Below are 15,173 nucleotides of genomic sequence, written 5' to 3' on the forward strand. Positions count from 1 at the left end.
CGATATAAAAAATCCCAAATTCCAAAATTATTATTGGAATTTGGGATTTTTATTTTTTGGGATTTCTTTATTAAGACAATGCCTGTTCTAAATCGGCAATTAAATCGTCTGCATCTTCAATACCAACACTTAATCGAACCAAATCATCAGTAATACCAACTTCTGCTCTTTTATCTGCAGGAATTGAAGCATGTGTCATTAAGGCCGGATGATTGGCTAATGACTCAACACCTCCCAGAGATTCTGCCAAAGTAAATACTTTTAGTTTTTCTAAAAACGCAATCGAATCTTCTTTTTTACCCGATTTAAAATCAAAAGACACCATACCGCCAAACGCTTTCATTTGTTTTTTAGCAATTTCATGAAACGGATGATTCTTTAAACCTGGATAATAAATTGTTTTTATCTTTGGGTGATTATTTAGGTATTCCACCACTTTCTCTCCGTTTTCACAGTGTCTCTGCACTCTCAAAGCCAACGTTTTAATTCCTCTTAAAACCAAAAAACTATCCATTGGTCCAAGCGTAGCTCCAGTTGCAAATTGTTGGAAATGCAATTGCTCGCCAAGCGCCGCGTCTTTTACGATTAAAGCACCGGCAATAACATCAGAATGCCCTCCTAAATATTTAGTAGCAGAATGCATTACAATATCAGCCCCTAGATCCAAAGGTTTTTGCAAATAAGGTGTTGCAAAAGTATTGTCTACCGCTAAAAGAATATTTTTAGCTTTAGTGATTTTTGCAATTTCGGCAATATCAGCCAATTTCATCAATGGGTTTGTTGGTGTTTCTACCCAGATTAATTTGGTATTTTCATTAATTAAAGCATTCAATTTTTCGATATTCGTCATATCTACAAAATGGAATTTAATCCCTGAATCTTTATAAATACGAGAAAACATTCTGTAAGTTCCGCCATACAAATCATCCATTGCAATGATTTCGTCTCCTGCTTTAAACGATCTTAAAACGCAGTCTGTAGCTGCAAGACCAGAAGAAAATGCCAGACCTCTAGTTCCGTTTTCGATACTTGCCAAAGCATCTTCTAAGGCAGTACGCGTCGGGTTTGAAGCCCTGCTGTATTCGTAATCTGCCAAAGGTTTTCCCGGACTTGTCTGCACAAAAGTTGATGTTTGATAAACCGGAGGCATAACCGCACCAGTTGATGGATCATGATGTTGTCCTCCGTGTATAACTTTAGTATTAAATTTCATATTATTAAAATTTGTTTTTAAATTTTTGTTTCAACAAATTTGTTGATATTCGCATTTTTTTTGATTTATGTTTTTAAAATCGTAATTTTAGAATACAAACTTACCGTTTTAATTTATTTTATTTAAGCTCCTCTTCTCTATCTTTTAATATAATTAACATTTCTTGACATGAAGCAATATCCTTTTTTAATCTTTTTGTTATTGACTATTATTAGCTGCAGTAAAGAGCTTTCATTTGAAAACGAATCATTTGAACAAAATTCTACGGTTCCATGCGAAAAAGACTGCCCCTCAATTACGATGGATATTCCGATTGCGAAAAACAAGAAAATTGTTTCTGACAGCATCAACAAAAAAATCTTTTCTGTTATACGAGAAATTGTTTTTTTTGAAGAAGATTCTGCAAAAACAACCGACTACAATTCCCTTGCAGCTGCTTTTATAAAATCTTATGAAGAACTGCACAAAAAGTTTCCAGTAGAGACTTTTGGATGGGAGGCCAAAATTAAAGGAAATGTAGAATTTGAGTCGAATCAGATTTTAAACATCAGGTTGGATCATTATACTTTTACAGGCGGCGCACACGGTTATCAAGGTTATCGTTCTCTATTATTCAATCCTAAAACCGGAAAGACTATTTCTAACGATCAATTATTTAAAAACAAAGAAGATTTTAAGGCTTTCGCCGAAAAACAATTCAGAGCTAAATATCATATTCCCGAAAAATCTAATATCAATGCCACAGGTTTAATGTTTGAAAATGATAAATTTCAACTGCCTCAAAATATATTTTATACTTCAGAAGGTTTACTTTTATATTATAATTCATATGAAGCTGCCTCATACGCAGACGGTCCAAAAGAGATTTTATTTCCTTATGATGAAGTGAGTAAGTTTTTAAAGTTTAGATAATACTACACAAAATTAAATTTTACATCGAAGAAATGAGTCATATGCAATTTGAAGAAAATGACAGCTTAAAGAAAATTGAAAACGTATTTATTGAAAATTACGCTTAAATATTCCATTTGTACTTGGGCAAAAAATCTCATCATTTAAATTAGACACACTGCAGTGCAGCTCCACAAAAAACCTTTGAACTTTTGTCACTTAGAACCCCTGAACCTTTATTGCACATCATACTTCATCTTTCTCAAAATTCGAAGCGATTCTTTAAAAGAAGAATAAACCGGTTTAAAAGGCTTTAAAAGTAACTTTGCATCAATTAGTTTTTGTCTTGCATCTTCAAAACCATTCAGATAGCAAATCATAAAAGTAGAAGGCAGGTTTTCCAAGTCTTTCATTTCGCGGTCAGACAATGCTATTTCTTTTTGAAGTTTTGCCAACAAGGCCATATTTGAGTTGTAAATATGAAACAACATTTTACGGTTGAATTCTGGCGGTTGAAAAAGTATCTGCCGGTCTATTTTGTAATAACCATTATCAAAAAAATGAATCGTTTGTTCTTCCAGCGGATAATAACTTGTTTTGTCATTTAATCCCAGCGGCACATATTCTGTAATCGTAAAACTATCATCATCATAAACAATAGTAACCACGTCTTGTGCCGAATAAAAAAGTTTAATCTGTTCGTTGATCAATTCAATATCAACCCGGGAAAGATACGTTATATCCCGCATTTTTTTTGGGACTCCAGCCCAGCAAATGACAAATAATTCTTTGAAAACACGATATTTTGGCGACATATCTTTATGTCTGAAATTCATAAAATCGATTACGCCATCTAAAGTGTATTGAATGCTGTTTCGAGAGCTGTTTTCGATCCCGATTACAGTTTCTGTGTTTTGGTAATTTTTCTCTACTTCTTCATGTTCTTCTACTGGAATAGAATTGCTGCCGCGCCTTATAAAAATGCTGTTGGCGAGAATGGTATGAATTCCTTTTTTAAAATAAGAAATTTTACTTTTGGGCTTAATGGTAACCAAACCAATCACTTTGTCTTTTGGAAGATTGGGAAAAGGAACATTTTCGTATTGAATTTTTGGAGGATTTTCCAAAAAAGCATTGACAAGATTCTGAATTCTGCTGTCGTCGAAAAAATCATCTCCGACAATTTCATTATCCTGGTCTTCTACTCCAACCACAATATAAGAATTATTGTTTGGGTTCGAATTCGACAAAGCGCAGATATGTTTCAGGAATTTGCCTTTCCCTTCTCGGGAATGCAGGTTCAACTGCCTTTTTTTATCATAAAAACTGCTTTCGTCATTATGAGCGAGCAGGTTTTTTATTAAAAGGCGTTTATTGATCATTTGATTAGACTTCTTAGATTTTGGTTTTTTAGACTTCTTAAATTTTAGACTTCCTAAATATAATAAATCTAAGAAGTCTAAAATTCTAAAGATCTATAATGTCTTCTTAACAATCGTAGAAGAAGCTTGCGCTGTACTCATGACAACCAAATCGGTAATATTAACATGATACGGTCTTGAAACCACAAAATGTATAATATCTGCAATATCTTCTGCCAGCAGCGGCTCAAATCCTTTGTAGACATTTGCTGCTCTGTCGGCGTCGCCTTTAAAACGAACTTCACTAAATTCTGTCGCTACCATCCCAGGATGAATACCGCCGACTCTAATTCCGTAAGGATTCAGATCGATTCGCATTCCTGCCGTAATAGCATCAACCGCATGTTTAGAACCGCAATACACATTTCCGTTAGGATAAACTTCTTTAGCAGCCGTTGAACCAATATTTATTATATGCCCAGATTGTCTCTCAACCATCTGCGGAATAATTGCTTTTGAAACGTACAAAAGCCCTTTTACATTGATATCAATCATGGCATCCCAATCGTCTAAATCTCCTGTCTGAATCGGATCTAAACCATGTGCGTTTCCTGCATTGTTGATTAATACATCTATAACGGAAAAATCGTTTGGTAAAGTACTTATTTTTTCCAGAACATCAACTTTATCACGAACATCAAATTGTAAAGAATGTACTTCTGTAAAAACAGCAAGTTCTTTTTCAAGTTCCTCCAAACGGTCTTTACGTCTGCCGCAAAGCACTACTTTATAATTGTTTTTTGCTAATATCTGAGCCGTCGCTTTCCCGATTCCACTGGTTGCTCCAGTAATTAAAGCTGTTTTTTTCATTACTATTATTTTATTTTATGCCACAGATTAAAGGATTCACACAGATTAGAAAAATCCTTTTTTAATCTTTTTAATCTGTGGCAACTATTTTTTTTAGCTTAAAGCAAATTATAATCCAGCTAAACTAATCACTAAAAAACTGATCACTGAACACTAAAATTTAAGGCACATCATGCCCCATACTTTCTGTCCAGATCGCAAACCAGTCTTCGTTATCCATATCCAATTCAACTGCTTTAATCAAAGATTGAATTCTGGCAATATTTACCGTACCGGCAATCGGAATTATTTTTGCAGGATGCTTTAAAATCCAAGCCAATAATAAGGTATCTGATCCTAAATGGTATTTTTCTAGTAATTCAGAAAACAATTTTTTCAAACGACGGGTTTGTTTAGTATCTTCTCTAAAAACAGTTCCAAGCGGATTCCAAGATAATGGGCGAATTCCGTGAGTCTGCATATAATCTAAACTTCCATCAGTCATTGCTTCGTAATGTGTAGCCGAAAATTGCACCTGATTGTAACTCACTTCGGTTCTGCTGCGAATTAAATCTGTTTGTGATCTAGTAAAATTCGAAAGACCAAAATCTATAATTTTTCCTTCTCCTTTCAGTTTCTCAACCGCTTCGGCGATTTCGTCTGCTTGCATCAGCGGACTTGGTCTGTGTAATAGAAAAACATCTACATAATCTGTTTTTAAATTCTTTAAAGATCCTTCTACAGATTTTATGATATAATCCTTAGAATAATCATAATGTTTGATTTTGTTTTCAGGGCGTTTTTCAGCAATCATCTGAATGCCGCACTTGGTAATTAATTGTAATTTTTCGCGAGAAATTTTACTTGCTTGGAAAGCTTTTCCAAAATCGGCTTCGGTGGTATAAGATCCGTAAATGTCGGCGTGATCAAAAGTCGTAATTTTGTTTTCGATACTCACTTGTATCATGTTTTCCATTTCTTTGGTTGTAAGGTTTTTATCCCAAACTCCCCAATTCATAGTGCCTGAAATTATAGGCGATAAGACAGTTTTACTCATAATCGTTATGCGTTATTTTTGGTAATAAATATGCTTTTCAAAAACATATTCATCAAAGTTCTTAAAAATATAAAAATAGATTCACAATTAGTCCTTAAAATTAGGTCATTGGTCGAAGTTTTAACCATTCTTTAACATCTTACTTCTCAAAAAATAGTCAATTTGCACTCTCAAAAATTAGGCGTACCAATCACGGTTTTAAAAATATTTATATGGAAGAAAATACAACGACTTTAGACATTAGAGCGATAAATGAAAAAATTGAAAGAGAAAGTGCCTTTATAGACCTTCTTACAATGGAAATGAACAAAGTTATTGTGGGACAGAAACACATGGTCGAGCGTCTATTAATCGGATTATTGGGACAAGGACATATCTTGCTGGAAGGAGTTCCAGGTCTGGCCAAAACTTTAGCCATTAACACATTGTCTCAAGCGGTTCAGGGTTCTTTCAGCCGTATCCAGTTTACGCCGGATTTATTACCAGCCGATGTTATTGGAACCATGATTTACAATATTAAAGCAAATGAGTTCTCTATCAAAAAGGGACCTATTTTTGCCAATTTCGTCCTTGCCGATGAGATTAACCGTGCTCCAGCAAAAGTGCAGTCTGCATTACTTGAGGCCATGCAGGAAAAACAAGTTACAATTGGCGACACTACATTCAAACTAGACCGTCCGTTTTTAGTATTAGCAACGCAAAACCCGGTTGAACAAGAAGGAACTTACCAGTTACCTGAAGCACAAGTCGATCGTTTTATGTTAAAAACTGTGATCGATTATCCAAAAATCGACGAAGAGCGTTTTGTAATTCGCCAGAACTTAAAAGGATCTTACGAAAAAGTAAACCCAGTCGTGTCTGTAGAGCAGATTTTACGTGCACAAGAAGCTGTTCGTGAAGTTTACATGGACGAAAAAATTGAAAAATACATCTTAGATATTATTTTCGCTACGCGTTACCCAGAGAAATACAAACTGGCCGACTTAAAACCGCTTATCAGTTTTGGAGCTTCTCCTCGTGGAAGTATCAATTTGGCTAATGCAGCAAAATGTTATGCCTTCATCAAACGCCGCGGTTATGTAATTCCAGAAGACGTTCGTGCCGTTGTTCACGATGTTTTACGCCACAGAGTTGGAATCACCTACGAAGCAGAAGCAGAAAACATTACTTCTGTAGACATTATCAACAAAATTGTTAACGAGATTGAAGTACCTTAAAAAAATTTTAGATTTTAGATTGCAGCATTTAGATTTAAATCTGCAATCTAAAAATAATCTAAAATCTAATATCTAAAATCTGCAATCCGAAAAATGGATACAAAAGAGCTTTTAAAAAAAGTACGGAAAATAGAAATCAAAACGAAAAGACTGAGTAATCATATCTTTTCGGGAGAATACCACTCTTCATTTAAAGGACGAGGGATGACGTTTAGCGAGGTGCGTCAATACCAATACGGAGATGATATTCGTAACATCGATTGGAATGTGACCGCACGCTACAATGAAGCTCACGTTAAAGTATTTGAAGAAGAACGTGAATTGACTATGGTTTTAATGGTCGATATTTCGGGTTCTGAATCCTTTGGTTCTAAAAATCAATTCAAAAAAGACATCGTAACCGAAATTGCGGCAACGATGGCTTTTTCGGCTACACAAAACAATGATAAAATTGGTTTGATTCTTTTTTCTGATACTGTAGAATTATATATTCCGCCCAAAAAAGGGCGTTCCCATGTTTTGCGTATTATTCGCGAATTGATCGAATTTGAGCCAAAAAGCCACAAAACCGATATCGCACAAGCTTTGAAGTTTCTATCTGGAACTCAAAAAAAGAAAGCCATCATTTTCATGATCTCCGATTTTATGTCTGACGCTTATGAGCATACTTTAAAAATTGCTTCTAAGAAACATGACATTACAGGCGTTCGTGTGTACGATATGCGCGAAGAAAAAATTCCGAATTTAGGAATGGTAACGATGCTCGATGCCGAAACTGGGAAAATACAATTAGTTGATACGAGTTCTAAAACAGTGCGCCTGAATTATGAGAAACACTATCAAGATAGATTAAATTATTTTAAAGATACTTTTCGTAAATCAGGTGCCGGAATTGTCAATACCAGAGTTGACGAAAATTACGTTACTAAGTTATTAGGCTATTTCAAATCGAGATAAATTAATTTTAGATTGGGGATTTTTGTTTTTTAAACTCATGATCCTAATCTCTGTCAAATATCAAAATAAAAACCCGCTTAGATCTGTTTCCTCCGTGTTCTTTTTTAAGCATTCATTTTAGACTAAAATCTAAAATCAAATCAAATGAAATTTAAACTATATATATTTTTATTTTTACTTTCTTCGGCTGTTTTTGCTCAAAACAAGCAGATAGAAACTAGTATAGATACTACAAAAAATAAGATTGGTGCCGAGTTTAAGCTGACGCTGAAAACCGTTGTGACGTCAACACAAAAAGTTGAATTTCCAAAGCTGAAAAACATTGGTGCTTTAGAAGTAATTCAATCTTATCCGATAGATACTGTAAAAAAAGACGGAACGTATGAATTAATCAAAAAATATGGTTTAACACAGTTTGATTCTGGTCGCTATACGATTCCCAGCATCAAAATTTTAATTGATAAAAAACCTGTTTTCTCAGATTCTTTAAAAGTCGAAGTAGCGAATGTAAAAGTAGATACGCTGCAGCAAAAAATGTACGATATTAAAGATATTACCACCATTGACGAAGGAATCGGAAATTGGTGGATTTATGTTTTAATTGTAATTGCGATTTTAGGAATCGGGGCATTTATTTATTGGTACATTAAAAAACATCAGAAAAAGAAAATTGAAGAAGAGGTTTATAAAACACCAATAGAGAAAGCTACAAGCCTTTTAAACAATTTAGAGCAGAAAGAACTTGTTCAAAAAGGTGAAATCAAAGAATACTACAGTGAACTTACTGATATTGCTCGTAATTATATTGAAGAAGCGATTCATATTCCAGCAATGGAAAGCACCACTTCCGAATTAATTCTGGCTATCAGAACGGCATCTACTAAAAAGAAAATGACCTTAACTCCAGAAACAGTTGAAAATCTGGAACGCGTTTTACGTCAGGCCGATTTAGTAAAATTTGCTAAATCCAAACCCTTGGATTTTGAAATTACAGAAGATAGAAATAAGATCCAGAAAGTAATTTTAACGCTTGATAATGCGATTCCAACTGAAAATCCAGAAGAGATAGAAGATCAATTATTGAATGAGGCGCAAAGACAAAAACAAATTCAGTTACAGCTTCTTAAAAAACGAAATGCCCGTATCGGATATTCTGTAGCAGCTGTGATTCTTTTATTATTTGTTACTACTACTTTCTTTGTGGCAACAAAAGGTTTTAATTACGTAAAAGACAATATTATTGGTCATCCGTCAAAAGAATTATTAGAAGGCGAATGGGTTAAAAGTGCTTACGGAAATCCTGCGGTTCTTATTGAAACTCCAAAGGTTTTAAAACGTATGGATACCCAAAAAGTTCTTCCAAAAGAAGCGATGGCGCTTATTAAAGAAATGCAGCTTTTTGCATACGGAAGCATGATTGACAATTTCTTTATTACTGTTTCTACTAGTAAATTTAAACAGCCCACAGAAATTGATTTATCAAAAGCACTCGAAGGTTCTTTAAAAATAATTGAAGCGCAGGGCGGACAAAATATCATTGTAAAACAGGAAGATTTTCAGACAAACGAAGGAATTCAAGGAGTCAAAGGTTATGGTACCATGACAATACTGAATCCGCAGACTAAAACGAGTACAAAAGCATATTACGAATTATTGCTTTTTAAACAAGATCAGGGTTTACAGCAAATTATGATTTTACACGAAGAGGGAGATACGTATGCGAACGAAATCACAACCCGAATATTAAATTCTGTTGAACTTCAAAGAGCAAGCAACTAATGAGCAAAATCACTTTTTTAAATCCAGAATTTTTTTGGTTGTTTCTTTTAATTCCGATTGCAATAATTTGGTTTTTATTGAAACGCAATCAGCAGTCGGCTACTCTAAAAATGAGTTCGACAGCAGGTTTCAAAAGCACCGACTCCTTTTGGGTCAAAGTAAAACCTTGCTTATACGTTTTTAGAGTATTGGGTTTAAGTTCGCTTGTTATTGCTTTAGCAAGACCAAGAACGGTAGATATAAGCAACCAGACCAAAACCACTAAAGGAATTGATATTGTGATGGCAATTGACGTTTCTGGGAGTATGCTGGCAAAAGACTTAAAACCGAATCGTATGGAAGCTTTAAAAAGAGTTGCCGGAGATTTTGTTCAAGAAAGACCAAATGATAGAATTGGATTGGTTTTATATGCTTCTGAAGCATACACCAAAACTCCAGTTACCAGCGATAAAGCCATTATTCTAGAAGCGATAAAAGACATCAAATACGACACCGCATTACAAGACGGAACAGGAATTGGAATGGGACTAGCAACTGCGGTAAATCGTTTGAAGGACAGTAAAGCAAAAAGCCGCATTATCATATTATTGACCGACGGTGTTAATAATGCTGGTTTTATTGAACCAGAAACAGCAGCAGATATCGCAAAACAATACGGAATAAAAGTCTATACAATTGGATTAGGATCAAACGGCATGGCTTCTTCACCTTATGCTTTTGCTCCAAACGGAGGCTTTTTATTTAAAATGCAAAAAGTTGAAATTGATGAGCGATTGATGAAGAGCATTGCAAAAAAAACCGACGGGACTTATTTTAGAGCAACAAGCAACGACAGATTAGCCGAAATATACAATTCAATCAATAAATTGGAAACCACAGAAATTCAGGAATTGAAATTCTATGATTACGACGAAAAATACAGGTTTTTTGTTTTATTTGCAGGCTTTTTATTGTTACTCGAAGTGGGGTTAAGAAATACTGTTTACAGAAGCTTTATTTAATTTTTCAAGGTTAAAAAATTCCAATTTTAAAATTCCAAAGAACAAATTGGAACTTGAAATTTGAATATTGAGATTGATAAAATAAAAATTGGAATTTGGAATTTATCTCAAAGCTGTTTTGAGATTGGAATTTTAAAAAATTTATGGAATTAGACGAAAAAAAATATTTATATCTCTTACTATTAATCCCTATTGTGGTGTGTATTTTTCTTTTCAATATGTATTGGAAAAGAAGAAAACAGCTTGAATTTGGAGACTTGGAAATGGTAAAAAGACTGAGCCCTGAAAAATCGGTTTTTAAACCAGTTCTAAAAATCACGGTTATCCTTTTAGCACTTACTTGTTTGATTATCGGACTTGTGAATCCGAAAATTGGAACAAAGATGGAAACCGTAAAACGCGAAGGTATCGATATTGTCTTTGCCGTCGATGTTTCTAAAAGTATGCTGGCCGAAGATGTGGCACCAAGCCGTTTAGAAAAAAGTAAACAGCTGGTTTCGCAGATTATTAACAATCTTGGAAGCGATAGAATCGGAATTGTAGCTTATGCAGGAAGTGCTTTTCCTGTACTGCCGATTACATCAGATTACAGCGTTGCAAAAATGTTCCTGCAGAGTATGAGCCCTGACATGGTTTCGTCGCAGGGAACTTCACTTGATGAAGCTATTTTGATGTCGGCAAAATATTTTGATGAAAAAAGCAAAACCAGCAAATTACTAATTCTGATTTCTGATGGAGAAGATCATTCTGAAGGCGCTTCTACAGCTGCAGAAGAAGCCAATAAACTTGGAATGAAAATCATTACTATCGGAGTTGGAACAGAACGAGGAGGAACAATTCCGCTAAAAGAACGAGGCGTTGTAAAAGGCTATCAAAAAGATCAGAACGGCGAAACAGTTATCACCAAATTGAATCAAGAAGGTTTGAAAACCATTGCAAAAGCTACAAAAGGCGGTTACGTCTACGGCGGAAGCACGAAAGAGGTTTTAGATTATATAAAAAATGCTTTGAATAATATTCAGAAAACTGAATTTGAAGCGACTCAAATGGCAGAGTTTCAATCGCAGTTTCAATGGTTCATCGGATTTGCTTTTTTACTGTTGTTCTTGGATATTTTCCTTTTAGAAAGAAAAACAAACTGGATCAAAGAGTTGAATTTATTTAACGAAAAGAAATAATAATGTTTGGCCGCCGATTACAATAATTTACTAGAAAAAAATATTCCTAAAAACGGATTAGTAAAAATTAGCGCAATTCGGGGCAAACAAAAACATAAAAAATTAGAATGAAAAATTTACTTCTTTATATTTTACTAACGGTTTCTTTTGCGGTTTCTGCCCAGGAGAAAGACAAAACATTGCCTGCAGCCAACGAAGAATATAAGCAGAAGAATTTTGTTGATGCTGAAGCTAACTATAGAATTTCGGAATCAAAATTTACGAAGCGTACTGCAGCGCCTTACAATCTGGGAAATACTATTTACAGACAAAATCAAGTTTCGGAGGCAAAATACGCTTACGCGAAAGCCATAAAAAATGCCAAAACAAGACCCGAAAAACACAAAGCTTTTCATAATCTTGGAAACGTTTTCATGAAAGAGAAAGATTATACGCAGGCAGTTGAAGCTTACAAACAAGCTTTGCGCAATGATCCTACTGATGATGAAACGCGTTATAACTACGCTTACGCTAAACAAAAGCTAAAAGAGAATCCGCCGAAAAACGATCAGAAAGACAAGAATAAAGATAAAGATAAGGACAAAGACAAGAACAAAGATAAAAACAAGGACAAAGACCAAAATAAAGACAAGGATAAAGATAAAAAAGACGATAAAGGCGATAAGGACAAGGACAAAAAAGACGGCAAAGACGATCCTAATAAAGACGACAAGTCTGACAATAAAGGAGAACCTAAACCACAGCCTGGAGGAATCTCAAAAGATCGTGTTCAGAATTTATTAGATGCTGTTAATAACGAAGAAAAGAAAGTTCAAGACAAAGTAAACGCTCAAAAAGTAAAAGGCAGTCCGAAGAAAACAGAAAAAGACTGGTAAAGGTTTGTTTGTGGTTTTTGGTTCAAAGTTTACAGCTTTTTCTGGATTCAAAATATTAAAAAGACAAATTAAAACGTTAAACAATTAACAACAAACTATAAACAACAAACAATAAACTGATTAAACATTAAATGAAAAGATTTTTAATTCTATTTCTACTCACTTTTCAAGGACTCATGGCTCAAGTACAATTTGAAGCCAGAGTTAGCAAAAATACGCTTGGAGTTAATGAAAGACTCCGCATTGATTTTATGATGAATGTTGACGGAGATAATTTTGAACAGCCATCTTTTGAAGGATTCAAAATTGTTGGAGGACCAAGTCAGCAGATCAGTCAGTCTTGGGTAAACGGAAGAAGTTCTTTTCAAAAAATATACTCCTATATCCTGCAGCCAGACAGAAAAGGAACTCTTACAATCAAACAGGCTGCAATTGAATATAACGGGCAGATCTATAAAACTTCACCGATCAAGATTACCGTTACCAATGCTGTTGCACAAGAACGAGATCCTAATGACAGACCGCAGCAAGCAGGTACTGGAAATGAATTACTGCAATTGGTTGCCGAAATTTCAAAAACAAATCCGTATTTGAACGAACCTATTACAGTCGTTTACAAATTATATTTTAACTACATCAACGTAACAGGGTTCAAAGAACTTGCAAAACCTAAGTATAACGATTTCTGGAATCAGAACATTGATATCAAACAACTTTCGGTAGAACAAGGAAGTTATCAAGGACAGCAGGCGTATTATGTAATCTTAAAAAAGACGATTTTATATCCTCAAAAAACGGGAAGATTGACAATTGAACCGCTGTCATTGGACATTGGTGTTCAAATGGGAAGCAACCGCCGCGATATGTTTGGACAGATGATTACTACTGAAGGCAATAAAGTAGTTTCGGCTGGAGCCAAAACAATCAATGTACGACCACTTCCTGAAAGCACAAAACCAGAAGGATTTACGGGCGCTGTCGGTAAATTTAATTTTGTTGTTACGCCATCAAAAACGACTCTTAAAAGCGGCGAAAGTCTGGATTTAATTGTCAGCGCGCAGGGAACTGGAAATATGAAGTTATTTACACTTCCAAAACCTGTTGTTCCAAACGCATTAGAAATGTATGATCCTGTTCATGATGAAAATGTGAACAATTCATTGGCTGGAATGTCTGGAAGAATTACAGATAAATATACTATTGTACCACAATACAAAGGGAAATATGCGATTAAACCAATGCAGTTTTCTTATTTTGATTTGAGTACTGGTTCTTATAAAACAATCACTTCAAAAGAAATTATGGTCGATGTTCTGGACGGACCGACATTAGCAGAAGCCAATCCGTCTACAGCATCAAAAGCTGAAGCTCCAGAGAAAGATCAATTTACGCACATTAAAACCAAAACTACTTTGGTTACTATTGCTAAAAATGATTTCTACGGATCAAATCTATATCTAAGCTTATTATTTGCGCCTTTTATTATTATTCCGTTAATCATTTTAGCGAAAAAGAAAAAAGAAGCTATGGACAGCGATGTTACTGGAAATAGAATTAGAATGAATAATAAACTGGCGAAGAAATATCTATCGCAGGCGAAAAAACATCTTAATAATAAGGAACCTTTCTATATCGCATTAGAAAAAGCAATGCATAATTTCTTAAAAGCAAAACTGCATATTGAGACTTCAGAAATGAGTAAAGAAAATATTCGAGAATTACTGCTGTCAAGAAATGCTGGTATCGAAACGGTTCAGAGTTTTATTGATTTGACAGAAAACTGCGAATTTGCACGTTATGCCCCAGCATCGAGCGCATCAATTCAGCAGGATTATGACAAAGCGGTCTTGATTATTTCTGAATTAGAAAAGCAGATTGCTTAATTGTTTATTAACCGTAAAGTTCGCTAAGAATTATTTTAGACTGAATTTAAATTCAAAGTTTAAAATCTAATTACAGATTTAGAAAATGAAAAATATAGTATATTTCTTTTTATTGGTTTCACAGGTTTTCTTAGCACAGGGACGCTTTGAAAAAGGAAATGATTTGTACCAAAAGGGGCAATATCAAGAAGCTGTTCAGGTTTACGAAAACATTATCAAAGAAGACAAATTACATTCGGCTGAGCTTTATTTTAATTTAGGAAACAGCTATTATAAATTGAATAAAGTAGCACCGTCAATTTACAATTACGAAAAAGCACTGGTACTAAAACCAAGCGATTCTGCAACATTAAACAATTTAAAATTTGCCAAAAAACTAACTATTGACGAAATCAAAGAAGTGCCAAAAGTTGGTTTTGCAAAATTGATTCAGAACTTTACTTCGATTTTTGATTATAATATGTGGGCCAAAATTTCGGTTGGAATTGCTTTTGCTTTTTTACTGTGTTTTATTGGTTATTATTTTTCGCAGCTTACAGTTGTAAAAAGAATCTATTTCGTCGGAATGTTTATTCTTTTGGTTGCTTTACTATTAACTGCTTCTGCGGGAATGTCCGAAAAAAGTCATTTTGACAACGACCGCCCGGCAATTGTTTTTTCTGAGTTAAGCCAAGTACGCAGCGAACCTCACAAATCAGGAACAGGTGTTATTTTATTGCATGAAGGAGCAAAAGTTTACGTTTTAGAAAGCATTGACGGCTGGAAAAAAGTAGAACTCACCGATGGAACAGAAGGCTGGATTGATGCTTCGACTATTAAAGAAGTCAAATAAGATTTTACATCCCAAAAAATAGAAAATTCCCAAATTACAAATTAGATGCAATTGTAATTTGGGAATTTTCTATTTTTTGG

General features: G+C 34.5%; 12 protein-coding genes and 1 pseudogene. 9 read left to right on the top strand and 4 right to left on the bottom strand.

The window, feature by feature from the left end; all coding sequences use genetic code 11:
• Positions 1–70: 70 nt before the first annotated feature.
• A pseudogene (locus C4F50_RS20450) lies at positions 71–1,222 on the bottom strand (cystathionine gamma-synthase); the annotation flags it as partial.
• Between the two features lie 159 nt (positions 1,223–1,381).
• On the opposite strand from C4F50_RS20450, the gene C4F50_RS20455 reads away from it, so the two are divergent.
• Positions 1,382–2,125 carry a DUF3298 and DUF4163 domain-containing protein gene (locus C4F50_RS20455; RefSeq protein ID WP_194140504.1) on the top strand — a complete coding sequence of 248 codons (744 nt, stop codon included), beginning with the start codon at positions 1,382–1,384 and terminating at the stop codon, positions 2,123–2,125.
• Positions 2,126–2,340: 215 nt separating this feature from the next.
• On the opposite strand, the gene C4F50_RS20460 is transcribed toward C4F50_RS20455, so the two are convergent.
• From C4F50_RS20460 to C4F50_RS20470, 3 genes are all read right to left on the bottom strand, one after another.
• A complete protein-coding gene (locus C4F50_RS20460; RefSeq protein WP_194140505.1) occupies positions 2,341–3,486 on the bottom strand; it encodes an ATP-binding protein in 1,146 nt (381 codons plus the stop codon).
• A 93-nt stretch (positions 3,487–3,579) separates the two neighbouring features.
• Positions 3,580–4,335: an SDR family NAD(P)-dependent oxidoreductase gene (locus C4F50_RS20465; RefSeq protein WP_194140506.1), complete on the bottom strand. Its 756-nt coding sequence runs from the start codon at positions 4,333–4,335 to the stop codon at positions 3,580–3,582.
• Positions 4,336–4,495: 160 nt separating this feature from the next.
• Positions 4,496–5,371, bottom strand: coding sequence for an aldo/keto reductase (locus tag C4F50_RS20470; RefSeq protein ID WP_194140507.1), 876 nt, complete (start codon positions 5,369–5,371; stop codon positions 4,496–4,498).
• A 212-nt stretch (positions 5,372–5,583) separates the two neighbouring features.
• Between C4F50_RS20470 and C4F50_RS20475 the strand changes: the two genes are divergently transcribed.
• From C4F50_RS20475 to C4F50_RS20510, 8 genes are all read left to right on the top strand, one after another.
• Positions 5,584–6,588, top strand: coding sequence for an AAA family ATPase (locus C4F50_RS20475; protein ID WP_017497457.1), 1,005 nt, complete (start codon positions 5,584–5,586; stop codon positions 6,586–6,588).
• A 93-nt stretch (positions 6,589–6,681) separates the two neighbouring features.
• Positions 6,682–7,545 (top strand): DUF58 domain-containing protein, encoded by an 864-nt coding sequence (locus tag C4F50_RS20480; protein WP_194140508.1) that lies wholly within the window; start codon positions 6,682–6,684, stop codon positions 7,543–7,545.
• 144 nt (positions 7,546–7,689) lie between these two features.
• Complete coding sequence (locus C4F50_RS20485; protein WP_194140509.1) at positions 7,690–9,324, top strand: hypothetical protein; 1,635 nt, start codon at positions 7,690–7,692, stop codon at positions 9,322–9,324.
• Entirely contained in the window at positions 9,324–10,325 is a 1,002-nt protein-coding gene (locus C4F50_RS20490) for a vWA domain-containing protein (RefSeq protein WP_194140510.1), read from the top strand. Before C4F50_RS20485 ends, C4F50_RS20490 begins: the two co-directional genes overlap by 1 nt.
• 143 nt (positions 10,326–10,468) lie before the next feature.
• The gene (locus C4F50_RS20495) at positions 10,469–11,503 is read left to right on the top strand and encodes a vWA domain-containing protein (protein ID WP_194140511.1); all 1,035 of its coding nucleotides are present in this window, start codon (positions 10,469–10,471) and stop codon (positions 11,501–11,503) included.
• Positions 11,504–11,610: 107 nt separating this feature from the next.
• On the top strand, positions 11,611–12,378 hold the full coding sequence (locus C4F50_RS20500) for a tetratricopeptide repeat protein (protein ID WP_194140512.1): 768 nt from the start codon (positions 11,611–11,613) through the stop codon (positions 12,376–12,378).
• Positions 12,379–12,509: 131 nt separating this feature from the next.
• Positions 12,510–14,261, top strand: coding sequence for a BatD family protein (locus C4F50_RS20505; RefSeq protein ID WP_194140513.1), 1,752 nt, complete (start codon positions 12,510–12,512; stop codon positions 14,259–14,261).
• Between the two features lie 85 nt (positions 14,262–14,346).
• A complete protein-coding gene (locus tag C4F50_RS20510; RefSeq protein ID WP_194140514.1) occupies positions 14,347–15,093 on the top strand; it encodes a tetratricopeptide repeat protein in 747 nt (248 codons plus the stop codon).
• The last annotated feature ends 80 nt before the right edge of the window (positions 15,094–15,173 follow it).

Origin of the sequence: Flavobacterium hungaricum, assembly GCF_015182285.1 — a bacterium.
GTDB lineage: Bacteria > Bacteroidota > Bacteroidia > Flavobacteriales > Flavobacteriaceae > Flavobacterium > Flavobacterium hungaricum.